General features: G+C 73.6%; 17 protein-coding genes and 2 pseudogenes. 8 read left to right on the plus strand and 11 right to left on the minus strand.

The window, feature by feature from the left end:
• The first annotated feature begins 97 nt into the window (after window positions 1-97).
• The gene (locus tag AC0OLQ_RS19900; protein ID WP_484527468.1) at window positions 98-1,888 is read left to right on the plus strand and encodes a bifunctional metallophosphatase/5'-nucleotidase; all 1,791 of its coding nucleotides are present in this window, start codon (window positions 98-100) and stop codon (window positions 1,886-1,888) included.
• A 64-nt stretch (window positions 1,889-1,952) separates the two neighbouring features.
• On the opposite strand, the gene AC0OLQ_RS19905 is transcribed toward AC0OLQ_RS19900, so the two are convergent.
• Entirely contained in the window at window positions 1,953-2,144 is a 192-nt protein-coding gene (locus tag AC0OLQ_RS19905; RefSeq protein ID WP_357346080.1) for a hypothetical protein, read from the minus strand.
• Between the two features lie 75 nt (window positions 2,145-2,219).
• Window positions 2,220-3,386 carry a geranylgeranyl reductase family protein gene (locus tag AC0OLQ_RS19910; RefSeq protein WP_484527469.1) on the minus strand — a complete coding sequence of 389 codons (1,167 nt, stop codon included), beginning with the start codon at window positions 3,384-3,386 and terminating at the stop codon, window positions 2,220-2,222.
• Between the two features lie 152 nt (window positions 3,387-3,538).
• Between AC0OLQ_RS19910 and AC0OLQ_RS19915 the strand changes: the two genes are divergently transcribed.
• The 3 genes and pseudogenes from AC0OLQ_RS19915 to AC0OLQ_RS19925 all read left to right on the plus strand — a co-directional run.
• A complete protein-coding gene (locus AC0OLQ_RS19915) occupies window positions 3,539-3,775 on the plus strand; it encodes a hypothetical protein (RefSeq protein ID WP_357346076.1) in 237 nt (78 codons plus the stop codon).
• 71 nt (window positions 3,776-3,846) lie between these two features.
• Window positions 3,847-5,304: an MFS transporter gene (locus tag AC0OLQ_RS19920; protein WP_484527470.1), complete on the plus strand. Its 1,458-nt coding sequence runs from the start codon at window positions 3,847-3,849 to the stop codon at window positions 5,302-5,304.
• Window positions 5,305-5,535: 231 nt separating this feature from the next.
• Window positions 5,536-6,341: pseudogene (locus tag AC0OLQ_RS19925) on the plus strand (alkaline phosphatase D family protein); the annotation flags it as partial.
• A 57-nt stretch (window positions 6,342-6,398) separates the two neighbouring features.
• Here AC0OLQ_RS19925 and AC0OLQ_RS19930 read toward each other — a convergent pair.
• From AC0OLQ_RS19930 to rho, 5 genes and pseudogenes are all read right to left on the minus strand, one after another.
• Window positions 6,399-6,971, minus strand: a complete 573-nt coding sequence (locus AC0OLQ_RS19930) for a hypothetical protein (RefSeq protein ID WP_484527471.1) — start codon at window positions 6,969-6,971, stop codon at window positions 6,399-6,401.
• A 544-nt stretch (window positions 6,972-7,515) separates the two neighbouring features.
• Complete coding sequence (locus tag AC0OLQ_RS19935) at window positions 7,516-8,259, minus strand: hypothetical protein (RefSeq protein ID WP_484527472.1); 744 nt, start codon at window positions 8,257-8,259, stop codon at window positions 7,516-7,518.
• Between the two features lie 216 nt (window positions 8,260-8,475).
• The gene (locus AC0OLQ_RS19940; protein WP_484527473.1) at window positions 8,476-9,567 is read right to left on the minus strand and encodes a DUF3626 domain-containing protein; all 1,092 of its coding nucleotides are present in this window, start codon (window positions 9,565-9,567) and stop codon (window positions 8,476-8,478) included.
• Between the two features lie 46 nt (window positions 9,568-9,613).
• Window positions 9,614-10,078, minus strand: coding sequence for a VOC family protein (locus AC0OLQ_RS19945; RefSeq protein WP_484527474.1), 465 nt, complete (start codon window positions 10,076-10,078; stop codon window positions 9,614-9,616).
• A gap of 11 nt (window positions 10,079-10,089) precedes the next feature.
• Window positions 10,090-11,250 (minus strand): annotated as a pseudogene (rho, locus tag AC0OLQ_RS19950) (transcription termination factor Rho); the annotation flags it as partial.
• Window positions 11,251-11,723: 473 nt separating this feature from the next.
• On the opposite strand from rho, the gene AC0OLQ_RS19955 reads away from it, so the two are divergent.
• From AC0OLQ_RS19955 to tsaA, 3 genes are read left to right on the plus strand one after another with little or no spacing between them, the layout of a single operon-like run.
• On the plus strand, window positions 11,724-12,584 hold the full coding sequence (locus AC0OLQ_RS19955; RefSeq protein ID WP_484527475.1) for an MEDS domain-containing protein: 861 nt from the start codon (window positions 11,724-11,726) through the stop codon (window positions 12,582-12,584).
• Window positions 12,581-13,528 carry an anti-sigma factor RsbA family regulatory protein gene (locus AC0OLQ_RS19960; RefSeq protein WP_484527476.1) on the plus strand — a complete coding sequence of 316 codons (948 nt, stop codon included), beginning with the start codon at window positions 12,581-12,583 and terminating at the stop codon, window positions 13,526-13,528. Before AC0OLQ_RS19955 ends, AC0OLQ_RS19960 begins: the two co-directional genes overlap by 4 nt.
• Window positions 13,525-13,935, plus strand: a complete 411-nt coding sequence (gene tsaA, locus AC0OLQ_RS19965) for a tRNA (N6-threonylcarbamoyladenosine(37)-N6)-methyltransferase TrmO (protein ID WP_484527477.1) — start codon at window positions 13,525-13,527, stop codon at window positions 13,933-13,935. Before AC0OLQ_RS19960 ends, tsaA begins: the two co-directional genes overlap by 4 nt.
• Before the next feature lie 46 nt (window positions 13,936-13,981).
• Here tsaA and AC0OLQ_RS19970 read toward each other — a convergent pair whose 3' ends face one another.
• Window positions 13,982-14,611, minus strand: coding sequence for an MBL fold metallo-hydrolase (locus AC0OLQ_RS19970; protein WP_484527478.1), 630 nt, complete (start codon window positions 14,609-14,611; stop codon window positions 13,982-13,984).
• Window positions 14,608-15,696 carry an S-(hydroxymethyl)mycothiol dehydrogenase gene (locus AC0OLQ_RS19975; RefSeq protein WP_357345593.1) on the minus strand — a complete coding sequence of 363 codons (1,089 nt, stop codon included), beginning with the start codon at window positions 15,694-15,696 and terminating at the stop codon, window positions 14,608-14,610. Before AC0OLQ_RS19975 ends, AC0OLQ_RS19970 begins: the two co-directional genes overlap by 4 nt.
• A 191-nt stretch (window positions 15,697-15,887) precedes the next feature.
• Here AC0OLQ_RS19975 and AC0OLQ_RS19980 point away from each other — a divergent pair, with 191 nt between their 5' ends.
• The gene (locus AC0OLQ_RS19980; protein WP_484527479.1) at window positions 15,888-16,307 is read left to right on the plus strand and encodes a hypothetical protein; all 420 of its coding nucleotides are present in this window, start codon (window positions 15,888-15,890) and stop codon (window positions 16,305-16,307) included.
• Window positions 16,308-16,323: 16 nt separating this feature from the next.
• On the opposite strand, the gene AC0OLQ_RS19985 is transcribed toward AC0OLQ_RS19980, so the two are convergent.
• Together AC0OLQ_RS19985 and AC0OLQ_RS19990 are read right to left on the minus strand one after the other, a co-directional pair.
• Window positions 16,324-17,625, minus strand: coding sequence for an MFS transporter (locus AC0OLQ_RS19985; protein WP_484527480.1), 1,302 nt, complete (start codon window positions 17,623-17,625; stop codon window positions 16,324-16,326).
• Complete coding sequence (locus AC0OLQ_RS19990) at window positions 17,622-18,290, minus strand: GntR family transcriptional regulator (protein ID WP_484527481.1); 669 nt, start codon at window positions 18,288-18,290, stop codon at window positions 17,622-17,624. Before AC0OLQ_RS19990 ends, AC0OLQ_RS19985 begins: the two co-directional genes overlap by 4 nt.
• Window positions 18,291-18,314: the final 24 nt, after the last annotated feature.

Consider the following 18,314-nt stretch of genomic DNA (forward strand, 5'->3'; position numbering starts at 1 on the left):
GTGAGATACCTCGGGGCGATGTGGCATCTGTGACAGCCGGTCGTTATGGTGCGCAACGGCGCCCACGAGGCGCGTCCACCCCCATGGAAGGGCACTCATGACCTCCTCCTCCGGCGCCTCGCGCCGCCAGGTGCTGGCCGTCGCCGCCGCCGCCGCGACCGCCCCCCTGATCGCCGGCGCTCCCGCCGAGGCCAACCCGAAGCCGTCGAAGACCTGGGACCTCACCGTCCTCGGCACGTCGGACACCCACGGCAACGTCTACAACTGGGACTACTACCGCGACGCCGAGTTCGACGACAGCAAGCACAACGACGTCGGCGTCGCGAAGCTGGCCACCCTGGTCAACCAGATCCGCGCGGAGCGCAAGGGCAGGGCGACCCTGGTGCTGGACGCCGGCGACACCATCCAGGGCACCCCGCTGGCCACCTACTACGCCAAGCAGGAGCCGATCACCAGCACCGGTGAGACGCACCCGATGGCCAACGCCATGAACGTGCTGAAGTACGACGCCGTCACGCTGGGCAACCACGAGTTCAACTACGGCCTGCCGCTGCTCGCCACCTGGATCGGCCAGCTCGGCTTCCCGGCCCTGGCCGCGAACGCGATCAACGAGAAGACCGGCAAGCCGGCCTTCCTGCCGTACGTGATCAAGGAGGTCGCGCTCGGCGGGTACGACTCCCCCACCCTGAAGGTCGGCATCCTCGGCCTGACCAACCCCGGCGTGGCCATCTGGGACAGGGCCAACGTCGAGGGCAAGCTGGTCTTCGCCGACATGGTGGCGACCGCCGCCAAGTGGGTGCCGGTGATGCGGGAGCGCGGCGCCGACCTGGTCATCATCTCCGCCCACGGCGGCGACAGCGGCACCTCCAGCTACGGCCCGGAGCTGCCGAACGAGAATCCGGTCGCGCTGATCGCCGAGCAGGTGCCCGGCATAGACGCGATCCTCTTCGGCCACGCCCACAGCGAGGTGCCGGAGAAGTTCGTCACCAACAAGGCCACCGGCGCGCAGGTGCTCACCTCGGAGCCGTCGAAGTGGGGCCAGCGGCTGACCCGGATGGACTTCACCCTGACCCGGGAGAAGGGCCGCTGGCAGGTCGTCGGCAAGCGGTCGACCATGCTCAACACCAACACCGTGGTCGAGGACCCGGCCGTGCTCGCGGCCGTCCGCGGCCAGCACACCAAGACCATCGGGTACGTCAACCAGGTGGTGGCGCAGTCCAGCGTCGAACTGTCCACCGTCGAGTCGCGGTACAAGGACACCCCGATCCTGGACTTCATCAACCACGTCCAGGCCGAGGTGGTCACCCAGGCCCTGGCCGGCACCGCGTACGCGGGCCTGCCGGTGCTGTCGCAGGCGTCCCCGTTCAGCCGCACCGCGGTCTTCCCGCAGGGCGACGTGCGGATCCGCGACGTGGCGGGGCTCTACGTCTTCGACAACACCCTGGAGGCGGTCGTGCTGACCGGCGCCGAGGTGAAGGCGTACCTGGAGTACTCCGCGAAGTACTTCGTCACCGTCCCGGCGGGTGCGGCGGTCAACCCGGACACGATCAGCGACCCGGCCGTGCCGGACTACAACTACGACGTCATCTCCGGGCTCGACTACGACATCGACATCTCGAAGCCGGTCGGCCAGCGGATCACCCGCCTGGTGCTGCCGGGCACCGACACCCCGGTCGCCGCGGACGCGCAGTTCGTCATCGCGGTGAACAACTACCGCCGCAGCGGTGGCGGCAACTTCCCGGGCATCGTGAAGACCCAGGTCTACAACGAGCAGCAGGAGATCCGCCAGCTGCTCATCGACTGGGCGCAGGCCAAGGGCGTCATCGACCCGGCCGACTTCTTCGTGCCGAACTGGAAGCTGGTCCGCGAGGGCGTGCCGGTCTTCTGACCCGTACCACCTGTCGACGGGCCCCGGGTGTCGCACCCGGGGCCCGTCGCCGTCTCCGGGTCGGTCAGCCGCCGGCCCGCAGGTCCCACTCGTGCTGCCCGCCGGTCGGATCGGGCCGGTCCCGGCGCGGCTCGGTCTCGCTCTCGGTCGACTCCAGCCGCTCCTCGGGACGCACCCCGGGTGGCAGTTCGCCGAAGCGGACGTGCCGCAGGAAGGCGTACTCCTCGTCGGTGAACGACTCGCGCGGTTCGCTCATGACCGCATTGTGCGCCTGTCCGCCCACCCGCCGCATCAACCGACCCGGCCCGCTGGGCCGCCCGTCGTGCCGTGACTACCGCGGGCCGGGGGCGGACCGCCCGGCCGTCTCCGGCCGCCACGGCGGCAGGCGGTCCAGCAGGGCCAGGCCGGCCCGCACCGGGCGGCGGGCCAGGACCCGCTCGAAGCCGACCTGCCCCAGGCAGAACCGGACGAACATCCGCCAGCCGGGCGGGGTCGCCAGCAGCGCGTGGAACACGTCGGGCCGCCGCGTGAAGACCTCCAACAGCCGGTGCCCGGCCCGCATTTCCGGGACCAACCGGCGCCGGACCTCCCGGTCGTAGGCGTCGAGGTCGCCGCCGGCCACCGCCTCGCCGGCCAGCCGGCCCGACCGCAACGCGAAGCTGATGCCCTCCCGGCTCCACGGCTCCAGCAGGCCCGCCGCGTCACCGGCGACCAGCACCCGGTCGCGGCGCAGCGGCGAGTCCTCCGCCCGGCACCGGGTCAGGTGCCCCGAGTCGTGCTCCGGGGTCACCCCGGACAGGCCCAGCCGGGCCACGAAGTCGCGCAGGTAGGCGCGCGTCCGCTCGCCCTCGCCCCGGCCGGCGATGACGCCGACGGTGAGCCGGTCGCCCTTCGGGAAGACCCAGGCGTACGAGCCGGGGACCGGGCCCCAGTCGAGGAGCACCCGCCCGCGCCAGCGGTCCTGCTCGGCCGGTGGGATCGGCAGCTCCAGCTCCAGCCCCAGGTCGACCTGCCGCCAGGTCACCCCGACGTGCCGGGCGGTCACGCCCGAGGAGCCGTCGGCGCCGATCACCGCGCGGGCTCGTACCGTGTCGCCGCCGGCCAGCCGTACGCGTACCTCGTCGGGGTCCTGCTCGACGGCGCGGACGGTGACGCCCTCGCGGACCTCGGCGCCGGCGGCGACCGCGGCGGCGCGCAACCGGTCGTCGAACTCCTCCCGGCGGACCATGGCCACCAGCGGCGCGGAGTGGCGGCGGGTGAACTGGCGTCGCCCGTCCCGGGTGAAGGTGACCCGGTCGACCCGGTCGTGCGCGGGCACCTCGATCCGGTCGGTGACCTCGGCCAGTGAGGTGCCGATCAGCCCGCCGCCGCAGGTCTTGTACCGGGGATGGGTGGCCCGCTCGACCACCAGGGTACGGACGCCGGCCCGGGCCGCCGCGTGCGCGGCGGAGAGACCGGCCGGACCGCCACCGACGACGACGAGGTCCCAGATGATCACGGGTGCAGCCTAGGCCACCGCGCGGTCGACGCGCCCGGCACGCGCCCCCGCGCGACCCCCCCCGATCGGGTGGGCATCATCGGACCCCGCCCGGGTAACCGCCGGGCGCAGGCCGCCCGCCGGTCGGGCGGTCCACGCCGAGGAGGGAAGCGATGCAGCAGGTACAGCTGTCTGCGGTCGAGGAACGGGTGTACCAGGCGGTGACCGCGCTGGAGGTGCGGGGGCACGTCCCCTACCCGGACCTGATCGCCCAGGAGACCGGTATGACCGAGGAGGAACTCCGCGAGCCGCTGCACGTGCTCACCGAGCGAGGGCTGCTGCACCGGGAGGACTCCCCGATGTCCGGGCTGGACTTCGGACCGCGGTGGTGCGCGCGTCAGATGACGTGACATCGTCGTTTGCCCCACCGGGTGCCGGGTAGCGATCGGGGATGCGTGATCGACGGTCAGCGGGGGGCACGATGAGCACGGACCGGTCGTCGACGCCGGTGGACGACACCGGGTCGGACGACCGGCGCCGCTGGAGGGCGCTGAGCGTCGGCCTGGTCGCGGCGTTCATGACCCTGCTGGACGTCAGCATCGTCAACGTCGCCGTGCCGTCGATCGACCGGGCCATCCACGCCACCCCCAGCGACCTGCAGTGGGTGCTGTCCGGATACGCGCTGACCTTCGGCCTGGTGCTGGTGCCGGCCGGGCGCTTCGGCGACGCGCGCGGCCGGCGTACCGCGTTCGTGGTCGGGGTGGCGCTGTTCACGGTGACCAGCGCGCTGGCCGGGATGGCCCGCTCGCCGGAGTGGCTGATCGCCGCCCGGCTCGTCCAGGGCGCCGCCGCCGGGGTGGTCAACCCCCAGGTGAGCGGCATGATCCAGCAGCTGTTCCGGGGCTCCGAGCGGGGCCGCGCGTTCGGCCTGCTCGGCGCCACCATCGGCATCTCCACCGCCGTCGGCCCGCTGCTCGGCGGGCTGCTCATCGAACTCGGCGGGGAGGAGCACGGCTGGCGCTGGGTCTTCTTCGTGAACATCCCGGTCGGCATCCTCGCCGTGGTGCTGGGCTGGCGGCTGATCCCGGCCCGTCCGGCCGGCCAGCCGGACCGGCACCGGCTGGACCCCATGGGGGTGGTGCTGCTCGGCCTCGGGGTGACCCTGGTGCTGCTGCCGCTGGTGCAGCGGGCGCAGTGGCGCGGCGCCGGCAAGTGGGTGCTGATCCCCGTCGGCCTGCTCTTCCTGGCCGGCTTCGCGTTCTGGGAGCGGTGGTACGGGCGGCACCGGCCGCCCCTGTTCGACCTGCGGCTCTTCCGGTTCCGCTCGTACACGCTGGGTTCGCTGATCGGCCTGGTCTACTTCGCCGGGTTCACCGCCATCTTCTTCATCTTCACGCTCTACATCCAGGTCGGGCTCGGCTACAGCGCGCTCGCCGCCGGCCTGGCCATCACCCCGTTCGCGCTCGGCTCGGCGGCCGCCTCGGCGGTGGGCGGCCGGGTCGTCACCCGCTACGGCCGGCCGCTGGTCGCCGCCGGCCTGCTGGTGGTGGTGCTCGGCCTGCTGGCCACCGTGTGGGTGCTGCGGCACTCGCCGCGCCACTCGGTGCCGCTGCTGACCGCCGTGCCGTTCCTGCTCGCCGGGCTGGGCAGCGGCCTGGTCATCGCGCCGAACCAGACGCTGACCCTCTCCGAGGTGCCGGTGCCGCAGGCCGGCAGCGGCGCCGGCATGCTGCAGACCGGGCAGCGGATCGGCTCGGCCGCCGGCATTGCCGGGGTCGGCGCCTTGTTCTTCTCCTCGCTGGCCCACAGCCGGGGCGACTTCTCCGTCGCCTACCGCCACTCGCTCCTGCTGGCCGTCGGGATCATCGCGCTGGCCCTGGTGGCGGCGCTGGTCGACGTCTTCGCCGGTCACCGCCCTTCCGGCGACTCCCCCTCCTGACCGGTCGGTCACCCGGCGCGGTCGGCGTACGGGCGGCGGGCGCCGGGCAGGACCGTCCGTGATGGAGGGCCGTCCGGGCGAACCAGGACGGAAAACCCGGTGAAATCCGCACGGCAGAGGCAGCGCGGAGCGCGTCGACGGCGGTAGATACCTGGGTCATGACGAACACCCTCGACCGTCGTACCCTCCTCCGCCTCGCCGGCGCATCCGCCGGCACCGCCGTGCTGACCGGCGCCAGCCCGGCAGGCGTACCTGGAGTGGATGCCCGTGCGGGTTGGCGCGGACGGGGCGATCTACCGGCGGTTCCGCTTCGGCCGGCTGGCGGAGCTGTCCATGCTGGACCTCCGCTCGTACCGGTCGGCGCAGGCGTCCGGCACCGCCGTCGACGACCTCGGCCGGACGATCACCGGCGACGCGCAGATGGCCTGGCTCAAGGCGGGGCTCTCCGGCTCCACTGCCCGGTGGAGCTGGTCGGCAGCCCCGTGATGATCGCCCGGCTGGACGTCGGCGCGCTGCCCTCCTGGCTGCTCGGCCCGCTCGCGAAGCTGCTCGGCATCCCGGAGAACGGTGCGGTGCTCAACGCCGACCAGTGGGACGGCTACAACGCCGACCGCAACGGACTGGTCGACCACCTCCGGGGCACCGGCACCCGCGACGTGGTCTTCCTGACCGGGGACATCCACACGTCGTGGGCCAACGAGGTGACCACCCGGTCCACGCTGTTCGAGCCGGCCGCGGCGGAGTTCGTCGTCCCGTCGGTGACCAGCGACAACATCAACGACTTCCTGAGGCTGCCCGCCGGCAACCCGCTGAGTCAGCTCGGCGCCGGGCTGATCCGCTCGACCAACCCGCACGTGCGCTGGGCCGAGCTGGACGGGCACGGGTACGGGGTGCTCGACGTGACCCCACAGCGCTGCCGGATGGACTGGTACCACGTGATCGACCGGACCAGCAGCACCAGCGGCAGCCGGTGGGCGGCCGGCTGGTCGGTGGGGACGGGCTCCTCCCGCCTGCGCGCCGAGAGCGCCCCGGTGTGAAGACGGCGCTGGCCGGCACCCCGTGTTCGGGTGCCGGCCAGCGTTCGTTTGCTTAGGTCAGCTGTTCCAGTTGTGGGCGACGATGTCGGCGGCCTGCCGCTCCCACTGGGCGTAGGCGTCCGGGTAGGCCGAGACCTGCACGGTCTGGGCGGCCTCGGTCAGCGGCATGTCCTGCCAGCCGTCGACCTGCTTCAGACCCTTCAGGAACGCAAGCGTCGAGTACTCAGGGTCGGTGATCTGCTCCGGCGAACCCCAACCGCTGGACGGGCGCTGCTGGAACAGGCCCAGCGAGTCGTGATCGTTGCGGTCGCCGAGGTGGCCCAGGTTCTCCAGCTTCGACTCCTGCAGGCTCGTGGCGATCGAGATCACCGCAGCCCGCTCCGGGAGACCGGCCTTCTTCGTCGCGGCGATGATCGCCTTCGCGTTGGCCGTCTGCTCATCGTTCAGAGCGATCTTCGACTGGGCGCCCTGCACACCATGCGGGATCAGCTTGTCACCCTGCACCGCCACCGCAGCCGGCTTGGTGCTGTGCACCGGCTCGGCGTGGGCGGCGATCGGACCGGCGAACACACCACCGGTGAAGGCCAGACCAGCAATACCGAGCACGCTCTTACGCAGCATCGTGTTCATGGGGGGACAGCTCCATTCGGGGGTTGGCGCACACACACCGACGGGGGTCGGCTGGGGTGGCGTGCGCAAGCACCGTCAGGCGCTCAACAGAAGTCTTTGAGGGGGTCGAGCGAAAGTCTTGGGGGATCATCCAGCGCGCGGGGCCGGGGGGCCTCTTCGTCGCGCCGGGACCATGTACAACGACCGGCAGCCCACCATCATTCCGGGTCCGGCGCACCCACCTCGGCGGGCAGCCCCGGGGGGCCGGTCACCCTGCGGGGCGGGGCGTCTTCCTCGGTCGTTCACCCGGATACAACGACCCCCGCCCGGCCGCCATTCCGCCGTCAGAGTGCCACCGACCACCCGACGAACCGGACACCCCGCCCAGGCCCACCCCGTCGGTGGAACGGTATGGAGGTCACCGGGCGGCGGAGACATACATGGCGTTCCACTCACCGCCCAGCGATGGACAGCAAACCGGACATATGCCTCAGGTTGCAGGTCGACCTTACTGACAGACGAAACCGGCCGGCCCCTGGCGGGGCCGGCCGGTTCGCGGAATTTGTCACCAGAGCTGCTGGACGATGTCCGCCGCCTGCTCCTCCCACTGCGCGTACGCGTACGGGAAGGCGGACACCTGCACCGTCTGGGCCGCGGCGGTCAGCGGCAGGTCGTGCCAGCCGCCGACGTTCTTCAGGGCGTTGAAGAACGCCTTGCTGGCGTAGTCCGGGTCGGTGACCTGCTCGGGCGTACCCCAACCGGACGACGGGCGCTGTTGGAACAGGCCCTCCGAGTCGTGGTCGTTGTAGGTGCCGAGGTGGCCGAGGTTGTACAGCTTCGACTCCTGCAGCGAGGTGGCGACGCCGATCACGGCGCCCCGCTCCCCCACGCCGGTCTCCTTGGCCGCCTTGACGATGGCCTTGGCGTTGTCGAGCTGCGCGTCGTCGAGCGGGATGCGCGACTGGGCGCCCTCGACACCGTGCGGCATGAGCTCCTCCCGGCTGGGCCGGTCGGCCTTGGTCGGGACCTTGTCACCACCGGTGGTCAGGTCGGACTTCACCGTCTCGGTGCCGGTCTTCTTGCCGGTTGCCAGGCCGATGGCGGCCACAGCGCCGGCGTGCGGGCCGCTGGTCACCGGGGCGGCGACGGCGGTGGGGCCGAACGCCAGCCCGCCGAGGCACGCCACGCCCGCGATGGTCAGCGCGGTGCGGCGGTTCGGGCTCGTGGCGATGGCGGTCCTCGCGGTGGCGGCCTTTGCGATGGCGGTCTTCGCGATGGCGGGGAGCCATCGAGTGAAGTGCTGCTTCACGATGGTTGCCCTTTCGTCGTTACGACGCGCTCCGGGGTGAGCGCCCCTCGGGGGAACTACTCGCCGGTACGGGTTTGCGCTCCGGCGGTACGGGGGACACAACCAGCTCGACCTGTCGGGCATTCCGGAAATGCCGGGGTCTGCCGTCGCTGCGGCCCAGGTCACCCGGGATTCCGGACACTCGTGACGGGGCGTACGCCGGGGGCGGGAACCGGCCTAGCCGGCCGCGGGGACGCCGAACCGGACCAGGACGTGCCAGAGCTGCTTGAGATGCTGGAGGGTCACCTCGGCCGGTCCCCGGTCGGCCCAGCGCTGCGGCTCGCGCACCACCGAGGCGGCGGCCCGGCCGATCAGCGCGGCGTGCACCGGCTCCCCGGGACGGGCGAACTCGGCGTGCACCCGGGCGGCGAGCGGCGGGATGGCCGGCCCCCGGAAATCGGCGTCGACCCCGTCGACCGGGAGTTCGAACCCGGTGTGCCAGCGCAGCGCGAAGCCGTGCCGCCGGGCGAGCCCGGCGAGGATCCGCCCCTCCTCGGTGCCCTGGAACGACGGATCGACCACCACGGCCTCGACGTCCCGGACCAGGCTCAGCTCACCGTGCACCTGCGCCTCGATGTAGTCGTCCAGCGCCCGTCCGGCCGCCTCGGACGCCCGCTCCCGGCGGCGCAGCAGCGCCCGCAGCAGCGTGCCGGTGTCCATGCCGGCCACGCCCAGGCTGATCCCGGTCGCCTCGGTGGCCTCCAGCAGCGCGGCGAGCACCGGCTCGAACACCGTGACGGTGCCGAGGTCCTTCGGCCCGGTGTGGCTGTCGCCGAAGCTGAAGGTGGCCCGCGCGAGCGTCGCGGGGCGCAGCCGCAGGTGGCAGGAGCCGAACCGGGGGCAGGCGCCGTCCGGGTGGTCGAGCAGGTTCAGGCCGCCGTACTTCGGGCGCTCGGCCGAGGGCACGCCGGTCCGCTGGTACGCCCCGCCGAACAGCGTTTCCTCCCAGCGGTCCCGGTCGCCGCCGGGGAACGCCGTCAGGCCGCCGTTGGAGATGCCCGTCTCGAACTGGCTGCGGTAGACGCCCTCCTGGTCGAGCGCCTCGGCCACCGTCCGCCCGTCGCGCAGCAGACGGTCGGGATGGAAGTTGAGGGTGAGGCGGCCGTGTTCGGCCACCGCCGCGACGATCTCCTCGGAGCGGTACGCGGCGCCGGAGCCGGCGAGATGCCGGGCGATGACGGCGAGCGCGGCCGGCCGGTCCCGCAGGGCCACGTCGCGGACATGGCGGAGGGCGGCGGCCTGTGCGGGGGTCAACGTCACGTCGGGCACGGGCCCGAGTATCGCCGGGCCTGGCGGCAGGGAGCCACGCGGATTCTCAGGCGTCGGTGCCGAAGCCGTCCAGGGCCGCCCGCTCGGCCTCGCCGCGCAGTTCCTCGAAGACGGTGAGGTGCAGGCCCGCAGGGCCGTCGAGGCGGGCGTTGAGCGACTGCCACGGGGTGACCGTCGGCGGGGCGACCTCGGTGGCGCCCGCCGCGACGAGGCGCTCGGTCACCGCCCGGCTGTCGTCCACCTCGAAGGCCACCCGGAGCCGGGGCGCGACCTGGCGGCCGACCTCCACCTCGTCGATCATCCGCTTCTGCGCGGGGTTCGCCAGCTCCAGCGTGGCCCGGCCCGCCTCCAGGATCACCACCCGGGCGCCGTCGCCACCCGAGTACGCCGCCTGCTCCGGCAGGCCCAGCGCGTCCCGGAAGAAGGCGACCGCGGCGTCGTAGTCCTCGGCCTCGACGACCAGGCGCAGCTGGCGTACGGTCGGCGGCCGGTCGGCCCGGGAATCGTCCATGACGAAGGATCCTAGCCGCGTCCGGCGGCGCCGAGGCGGGCGAGGAAGTGGGCGTTGCCGCCGGTGGCGGCGAGCTGGCGGAGCAGCTGGTCCAGGGCCGCCTGCCGGTCCAGCACGGACAGCGCGGAACGCAGTGCCCGCAGGCGATCCCGCTCGACGTCGGTGAGCAGCAGCTCCTCCCGGCGGGTACCGGAGGCGCGCACGTCGACGGCGGGGAACGTACGCCGGTCGGCCAGCGACCGGTCCAGCTTCAGCTCGGCGTTACCGGTGCTCTTGAACTCCTCGAAGATGAGGCTGTCCGCGGCGGACCCGGTCTCCACGAGGGCCGAGGCGATGACGGTCAGCGAACCGCCCTCCTCGATCGCCCGGGCGGCGGCGAGCAGCTGCTTGGGCGGGGTGAGCGCGGCCACGTCGATGCCGCCGGAGAGGGTGCGACCGGCCGAGCGGACGGTCAGGTTGTAGGCGCGGCCCAGCCGGGTCAGCGAGTCGAGCAGCACGACCACGTCGTGGCCCAGCTCGACCAGGCGCTTCGCCCGCTCGATCGCCAGCTCCGCCACCGTGGTGTGGTCCTGCGGCGGACGGTCGAACGTGGCCGCGATGACCTCGCCCTTCACCGACCGCTGCATGTCGGTGACCTCTTCCGGCCGCTCGTCGACCAGCACCACCATCAGGTGACACTCCGGGTTGTTGCGGGTGATCGCGTTCGCGATCGCCTGCAGCACCATCGTCTTACCCGCCTTCGGCGGCGAGACGATCAGCGCCCGCTGGCCCTTGCCGATCGGCATCACCAGGTCGATGACCCGGGTGGTCAGCACGTTCGGTTCGGTCTCCAGCCGCAGCCGCTGGTGCGGGTGGACCGGCGTGAGCCGGTGGAACTCCGGGCGGCGGCGCGCCTGGTCGGGGGGCGTCCCGTTGACGGTGTCGAGCCGGACCAGCGGCGCGTGCCGGCCCTTGCCGGGCGCGGCGGCGACCGCCCCCGTGACGAGGTCGCCGCGGCGCAGGCCGTAGCGGCGCACCTGCCCGGCGGTGAGGTGGGCGTCCGCGGCGGAGGGCAGGTAGCCGTCGACCCGGAGCAGCGCGTGGTCGTCGATCGTGTCGACGATGCCGCTCACGGGGAGCGGCGCGGAGGTGTCGGTCATCGAGTGCCTTTCGATCGGTGGCCGTCCCCGATCGGGACGGGCGGAGGGGGGATGGTTCAGCGGATGCGCGAGGCGGCGGGGTCGCGGCCGGAGCGCATGGGCGGGGCGATGGACTCACGGCACGAACGGCTCGCGGCACCAGCGAGGCCAGTGCGCCGAGGAGAGGCTGACCACGACCGCGGTGGGTGCTGTGGGCCGGCCGACCCATGACGGCGCTGCGGGAAGGGACGGCCGAGGCCGGTCCGGCGGAGGCCCGTGCCGGGTGTCGGGCGGCCAGGGCCGGCGAGCCGACGGTGGGCCGCGTGCTGACGACCGGATCGGCGAGGCGCCGGACGGGCTACCGCTTGCGAGGAGAGGCGGATTCCGGGTGGCGCTGCGCGCCGGCATCCGGATCCGTCGCCAGGTTAACCCGGAACACCGCCGCCGGCAAGCGGATCACGGCCGGTTCGGCCGGAACCGGGGCCGGCGTTACAGTGAGGGACGCACCGACCGGGAAGGCCCGCACCGTGACTGCTACGACCGTGGTCGACCAGGTCCATCTGGGCGACCACGTCTGTTGGATGCACGACGACGAGAGCGGCGCTCTCGATGCCGTCGGCCGCTTCGCCGCCGCCGGCCTGCGCCTCGGTCACAAGGTCGTCTGCTTCACCGAGACCTCGCCGCCGCAGGCGGTGCGCGCCCGGGTCGACGCCGTCGGCGTGCCGACCGAGGCCGCCGTGGCGGCCGGCCGGCTGCGCATCGTGCCCGCCGTGGAGGTCTACCCGACCGGCGAGCGGCCGGCTCCGGAGACGATGGTCGCCACCGTGGCCGACGAGGTCGACCGCGCGCGGCAGGAGGGCTACCCGGGGATCCGGCTGGCCGGTGACATGGCGTGGGTGCTGCGCAGCGGCACCACCCTGGACGACCTGCGTCGCTACGAGACCGCGCTCAACCCGCTCTTCCTGGACGGGCGGATCGCCGGCCTGTGCCTGTACGACCGGCGGCGCTTCCCGGTGGACGGGATGCGCGCCCTCGCCGCCGCCCATCCGGGCACGGCCGGGCCGCAGAACGCGCGGACCTGGGCGCCGCTGCTGCGGGCGTACCGGACGATCGACCCGCCGGGGTTGCGGCTGGTGGGGCAGGTGGACCGGAGCAACCGGGAGGCGTTCACCGCGGTGCTGGAGAACGTGACGGCCGACGAGCGGACGGCGGGACGACCGCCGGTGGTGGATGTCTCCGACCTGAGCTTCGCCGACGTGGGCGCCGCCACCGCGCTGGTCCGGGCCGACCGGGCCAGCGCCACCGGCATCCGGCTGGTCGGGTGCCGGCCCGCCCTGCGCCGGCTGCTGCACCTGCTCGACGACATGTCGACGGAGCACCCGGCGTGAGCACACCCACCGACCTGACACCGGCCGGCTTCCGTCACGAACTGGCGTTCTACACCGACGCCGCGAGCCTGCTCACGGTCACCGTGCCGTTCGTCCAGGAGGGACTGGCCGCGGGTGAGCCGGTGCTGGTGGCCACGCCCGGCCCCCAGCTCGCGCTGATCCGCGCGGCGCTCGGCACGGCCGGCGACGCCGTCGGATGGGCCGACATGACCGAGGCGGGACGCAACCCCGGCCGCATCATCCCGTTGGTGCTGCAGGCGTTCGCCGACCGGCATCCCGATCGGCGGTTCCGGATCATCGGCGAGCCGATCTGGGCCGGCCGCACCGCCGAGGAGTACCGGGCCGCCGCCCAGCACGAGGCCGCGATCAACTGGGCCTTCGCGGGCCGTGCGGGGAGCATCCTCTGCCCCTACGACGCGGGTCGGCTCGACCCCGGCGTGCTCGCCGAGGCCCGCTGCACGCACCCGCTGCTGGTCGACGGCTCCGGGTGCCGCCGCATCGCCGGCTACACCCCGGTCGAGGTCACCGAGCGGCACAACAAGCCGCTGCCCGCTCCGCCCGAGCGGGTCGCGGTGCTCCGCTACGACCTGGCGACGTTGCCGCAGGTCCGGCGGTTCGTCGCCGACCAGGCGGCGTCCGCCGGGCTGGCCGCCCACCGGGTGGCCGACCTACAGATCGCGGTCACCGAGCTGGCCACGAACAGCGTGGCGCACGCCGGGGGCGCCGGCACCCTCGAGGCGTGGTGCACGGACCGGCACCTGGTGTGCGAGGTCCACGACGACGGCTGGCTGGCCGACCCGCTCGCCGGGCGGCTCGCCCCGGCGCACGACGGCATCGGCGGGCGGGGGCTGGTCATCGTGCACGCGCTGTGCGACCTGGTGCTGGTGCACACCACCGCGGCCGGCACCACGTTCCGGCTGCACATGCTGAGGGAGGGCCCATGACGGGAACGGAACCGGCGCTGCGGGCGGTCGGCCGGGTCGAGTCGCCGTTGACCGACCCGGCGGCGGCGCCGAAGCAGGGCGACGAGGGCGCGCCGGAGGCGTCGCTGGTCTTCGACGAGGCGTACGCCCCGGCGCTGGCCGGGCTGCGGCCCGGCGCGGACGTGCTGGTGCTGACCTGGTTGGACCAGGCCCGGCGGGACGTACTAGCGGTGCACCCGCGCGGCGACGTGTCGCGGCCGGAGACCGGCGTGTTCGCCACCCGCTCGCCGCACCGGCCCAACCCGATCGGGCTGCACCGGGTGCGGGTGCTCGACGTGGACGGCGTACGACTGCGGGTCGCCGACCTGGAGGCGGTCGACGGTACTCCCGTACTCGACGTCAAGCCGGTGCTCGACGGCGAGCGCTGAGGCCGGCGCCGCCCGGCCGGGCCGCTGACCCGGCCGGGAGGTCGGCTCAGTGTCCGCGGGCGATCCACTCGTCCAGGTGGGGCGCCTCGGCGGCGATGCTGGTGTCGTCGCCGTGTCCGGTGTGGACCACGGTGTGCGGCGGCAGGGTGAGCAGCCGGGTGCGGATCGACTCGACGATGGTGCCGAAGTCGCTGAAGGAGCGGCCGGTGGCGCCGGGGCCGCCGGCGAAGAGGGTGTCCCCGGTGAAGACCGCGCCGAGGTCGGGGGCGTACAGGCTGCACGCGCCCGGGCTGTGGCCGGGGGTGTGCAGCACCCGGAGCGTGGTGCCGCCGACCTCGACGGCCTGCCCGTCGGTGAGGTCGCCGTCGGGCGGGGTGTCCGGGTGGACCAGGTCCCAGAGGACCCGGTCGGCCGGGTGCAGCAGCACCGGCGCGCCGGTGGCCCGGGCCAGTTCGGGCGCGACCCGGACGTGGTCGTCGTGGGCGTGGGTGGCCAGCACGGCGAGCACCCGGCGGTCGCCGATCACCGCGCGGATGGCGGCGACGTCGTGCGGGGCGTCGACGACCACGCACTCGGCGTCGTCGCCGATCACCCAGACGTTGTTGTCGACGTCGAAGGTCTGCCCGTCGAGGGAGAACGTGCCGGAGGTGACGGTGTGGTCGACGCGGGCTGTCACGGGAAGACCACCACCGACCGGAGCACGTCACCGTGGTGCATCCGGGTGAACGCCTCCTCGACCTGGTCGAGGGCGATCTCCTCGGTGACGAAGGCGTCCAGGTCGAGGCGGCCCTGCCGGTACAGCTCGGTGAGCATCGGGAAGTCGCGGCTGGGCAGGCAGTCGCCGTACCAGCTGGACTTGAGGGCGCCACCGCGGCCGAAGACGTCCAGCAGCGGCAGCTCGATCTTCATCTCCGGGGTGGGGACACCGACCAGGACGACGGTGCCGGCCAGGTCGCGGGCGTAGAAGGCCTGCTTCCAGGTCTCCGGGCGGCCCACCGCCTCGATGACCACGTCGGCGCCGAACCCGCCAGTCGCGGCGCGGATCGCCTCGACCGGATCGTCCTCCGAGGCGTTGACGGTGTGCGTGGCGCCGAACTTCCGGGCCCAGTCGAGCTTCCGGGAGTCGGTGTCCACCGCGATGATGGTGGTCGCGCCGGCCAGGGCCGCGCCGGCCACCGCCGCGTCGCCGACCCCGCCGCAGCCGATCACCGCCACCGAGTCGCCCCGGGTCACGCCGCCGGTGTTCATGGCCGCGCCGAGACCGGCCATCACGCCACAGCCGAGCAGCCCGACCGCGGCGGGCCGGGCGGACGGGTCGACCTTGGTGCACTGGCCGGCGTGCACGAGGGTCTTCTCGGCGAACGCGCCGATGCCCAGGGCGGGCGCGAGCTCGGTGCCGTCGGTCAGCGTCATCCTCTGCGCGGCGTTGTGGGTGTTGAAGCAGTGCCACGGGCGGCCCCGCCGGCAGGCGCGGCACTGCCCGCAGACGGCCCGCCAGTTGAGCACCACGAAGTCGCCGGGGGCCACGTCGGTGACGCCCTCCCCCACCTGCTCCACGATGCCGGCGGCCTCGTGGCCGAGCAGGAACGGGTAGTCGTCGTTGATGCCGCCCTCGCGGTAGTGCAGGTCGGTGTGGCACACCCCGCAGGACTGGACGCGGACCACCGCCTCGCCCGGCCCCGGGTCGGGCACCACGATGGTGGTGACCTCCACCGGCGCGCCCTTGCGCAACGACACGACTCCCCGGACTTCCTGACCCACAGTGCCTCCTTCGTTCGCGACTGCGGGGCTCGCCGACCCGGCTCGCTCCTCGCGCTCACCGGGCCTCCGTCGTTCGTCCCCGGACGAACCTACCGCCGATCTTCACCGGCGGCCCACCGCCGACCGGCGGGTTATCCCGCGCGTCGGCGGGTACGCGGGGGCCCGGTTCTCCGGCACCGACGGGAGTGATCATGAAGTTGACCCATGCGCCGCTGCGGATCGTCATCGGCGCGTTCATCCTGAATTCCGGGCTCTCCAAGCGGTCCCTGGAGGGCGAGGCCGCCGCCGGTATGCACGGCATGGCGGTCGGGGCGATCCCGCAGTTGCAGCAGTTCGAGCCGGACCGGTTCGCCAAGCTGCTCTCCCGCGGCGAGATCGCCCTGGGCGCCGCGCTGCTCATCCCGTTCGTGCCGTCGCTGCTGGCCGGCGCGGCGCTCACCGCCTTCGGCGCCGGGCTGGTGCAGCTCTACCTCAAGACGCCCGGGATGAGGGAGGCGAACAGCCTGAAGCCGTCCCAGGCGGGCACCGCGCTGGCCAAGGACAGCTGGCTGGTCGCTGCCGGGCTGACCCTGGTGCTGGACTCGGTCACCCACCGGAGCCGGTTCCACTGACCGGTCGGTGCGCGGCTCAGGCGGGCGCCGCGACGGCGACGGCGGCGCGTTCGGCGGCGTACCGGCGGCGGGCGGCGTTGCGGTAGCGCAGCACCTGCACCGCGCCCAGCCCCCAGAGCAGGTACTGCACGGCGAACGCCCAGCGGAACGCGGACAGCGGCGGCGTGCTCCGGCCGGCCGGGGTGGCCAGGTCGAGCACCACGCCGACCGCCAGGATCAACAGGATCGAGGCGACGAACCCGCCGACGTTGACGATGCCGGTGGCGCTGCCGATCCGGTGCACCGGGTTGAAGGTGCGCGCGTAGTCGAAGCCGATCACCGAGCCCGGGCCGTTGACCGCGAGGACGACCACCAGCGCCACCAGCAGCCCGTGCGGGGCGCGTCCGGGCCAGGCCAGCACCACCGCCCAGACGGCGGCGGTGCCGGCGGTGATGGCGAAGACCACCGCCGAGCGGTGGAACGGGTGCCGGGCGCACAGGTGCGCGATGACCGGGCCGCAGACCAGGGTCACCACGGTCATGAGGGTGAGCAGGGCGGCCGCCGCGGTGGGCGAGAAGCCCTGGCCCTGCACCAGGAAGGGGTAACCCCAGAGCAGGGCGAACACCGAGCCGGAGAACTGGGTGACGAAGTGCGTCCAGAGACCCAGCCGGGTGCCGGGCTGGGCCCAGGCGTCGGCGAGCTGCCGGCGTACGGTGCTCAGGCCGGGCGCGAGCGCGGTCGTGTGCCCGGCGTGCGGGGTGTCCCGGACCGCGACGAGCACCAGCAGCAGCACGGTCGCGCCGAGCGCGGCCGCGGTCAGGAACGCGGGCGTCCAGCCGGTGTGGTGCAGCAGCGCCACCAGGGGTACGGCGCCGAGCACCGCGCCGAGCTGCCCGACGGTGCCGGTGAGCTGCACGAGCAGCGGGTTGCGCCGGCCGGGGAACCAGAACGCCACGATCCGCAGCACGCTGATGAAGGTCATCGCGTCGCCCAAGCCGACCAGCACCCGGGCGGCGACGGCGAGCCGGACGTCGGTGGCCACGGCGAAGCAGAGCTGCCCGGCCACCATGAGCGCGCCGCCGGCCAGCAGCAGCCGGCGCGAGCCGAACCGGTCGAGCAGCACCCCGACCGGGACCTGCATGGCCGCGTAGACGGCGAGCTGGGCGACGCTGAAGGTGGCCAGGGCGGCGGCGTTGATGTGGAAGCGCTCCGCCGCGTCGACCCCGGTGACGCCGAGCGAGCTGCGGTGGAAGACCGCGGTCACGTACGCGGTGAGGGCCACCGCGAAGACCAGGGCGGCGGAGCGGCGCGGGGCGACCGTCGGGGTGGCAGCGCTCACCGGAGCGTCCGCAGCACGGTCGCGGCGTTGTCGATGTGGGCGCCGACCGCGTCGAGCCAGGCCCCCGGGTCGTCGCCGTCGAGGGCGGCGAGCTGGCCGGCGTGCTCGGTGAGGGCCACCTCGGCCCAGCCCGGCGAGAGCCGGAAGCTGGCCTCGCCCATCCGCAGTTGCCGGTCGCGCAGCCGGTGGTAGAGCTCGGCGAGGATCTCGTTGCCGGCCGCCTCCACCACGGTGGCGTGGAACGCCCGGTCGGCGGCCATCAGCGCGGTGACGTCACCCTCGGCGTGCGCCCGCCGCATCTCGTCGAGCCAGCGGGCCAGGTCGCCGCGGATGGCGGCGCGGCGCGGCCAGACCTGCTCGGCGGCGTGCAACTCGACCAGGCGGCGGGCCTCGATGACGTCGGCGATCTCCCGGGCCGAGACCGGCCGGATCAGCGCCCCGCGCTTGGGGTAGAGCTTGACCAGGCCCTCGGCCTCCAGGCGCAGCAGCGCCTCCCGGACCGGGGTCCGGGACACCCCGGTCGCCTCGGCGATCTCGCCCTCGCTGATCAGCAGCCCGCCCGGGTAGACCTGCTCGAGAACGGCCCGCTTGAGGTGCTGGTAGGCCCGCTCGGCGGCGGAGGGCCCGGCCGTCCGCGCACCGGACACCGGGGTGGGATGCGTCATGTATCTATGGTGCGCCCCGGCCGG

The organism is Micromonospora sp. Utrum1 (genome assembly GCF_057197805.1).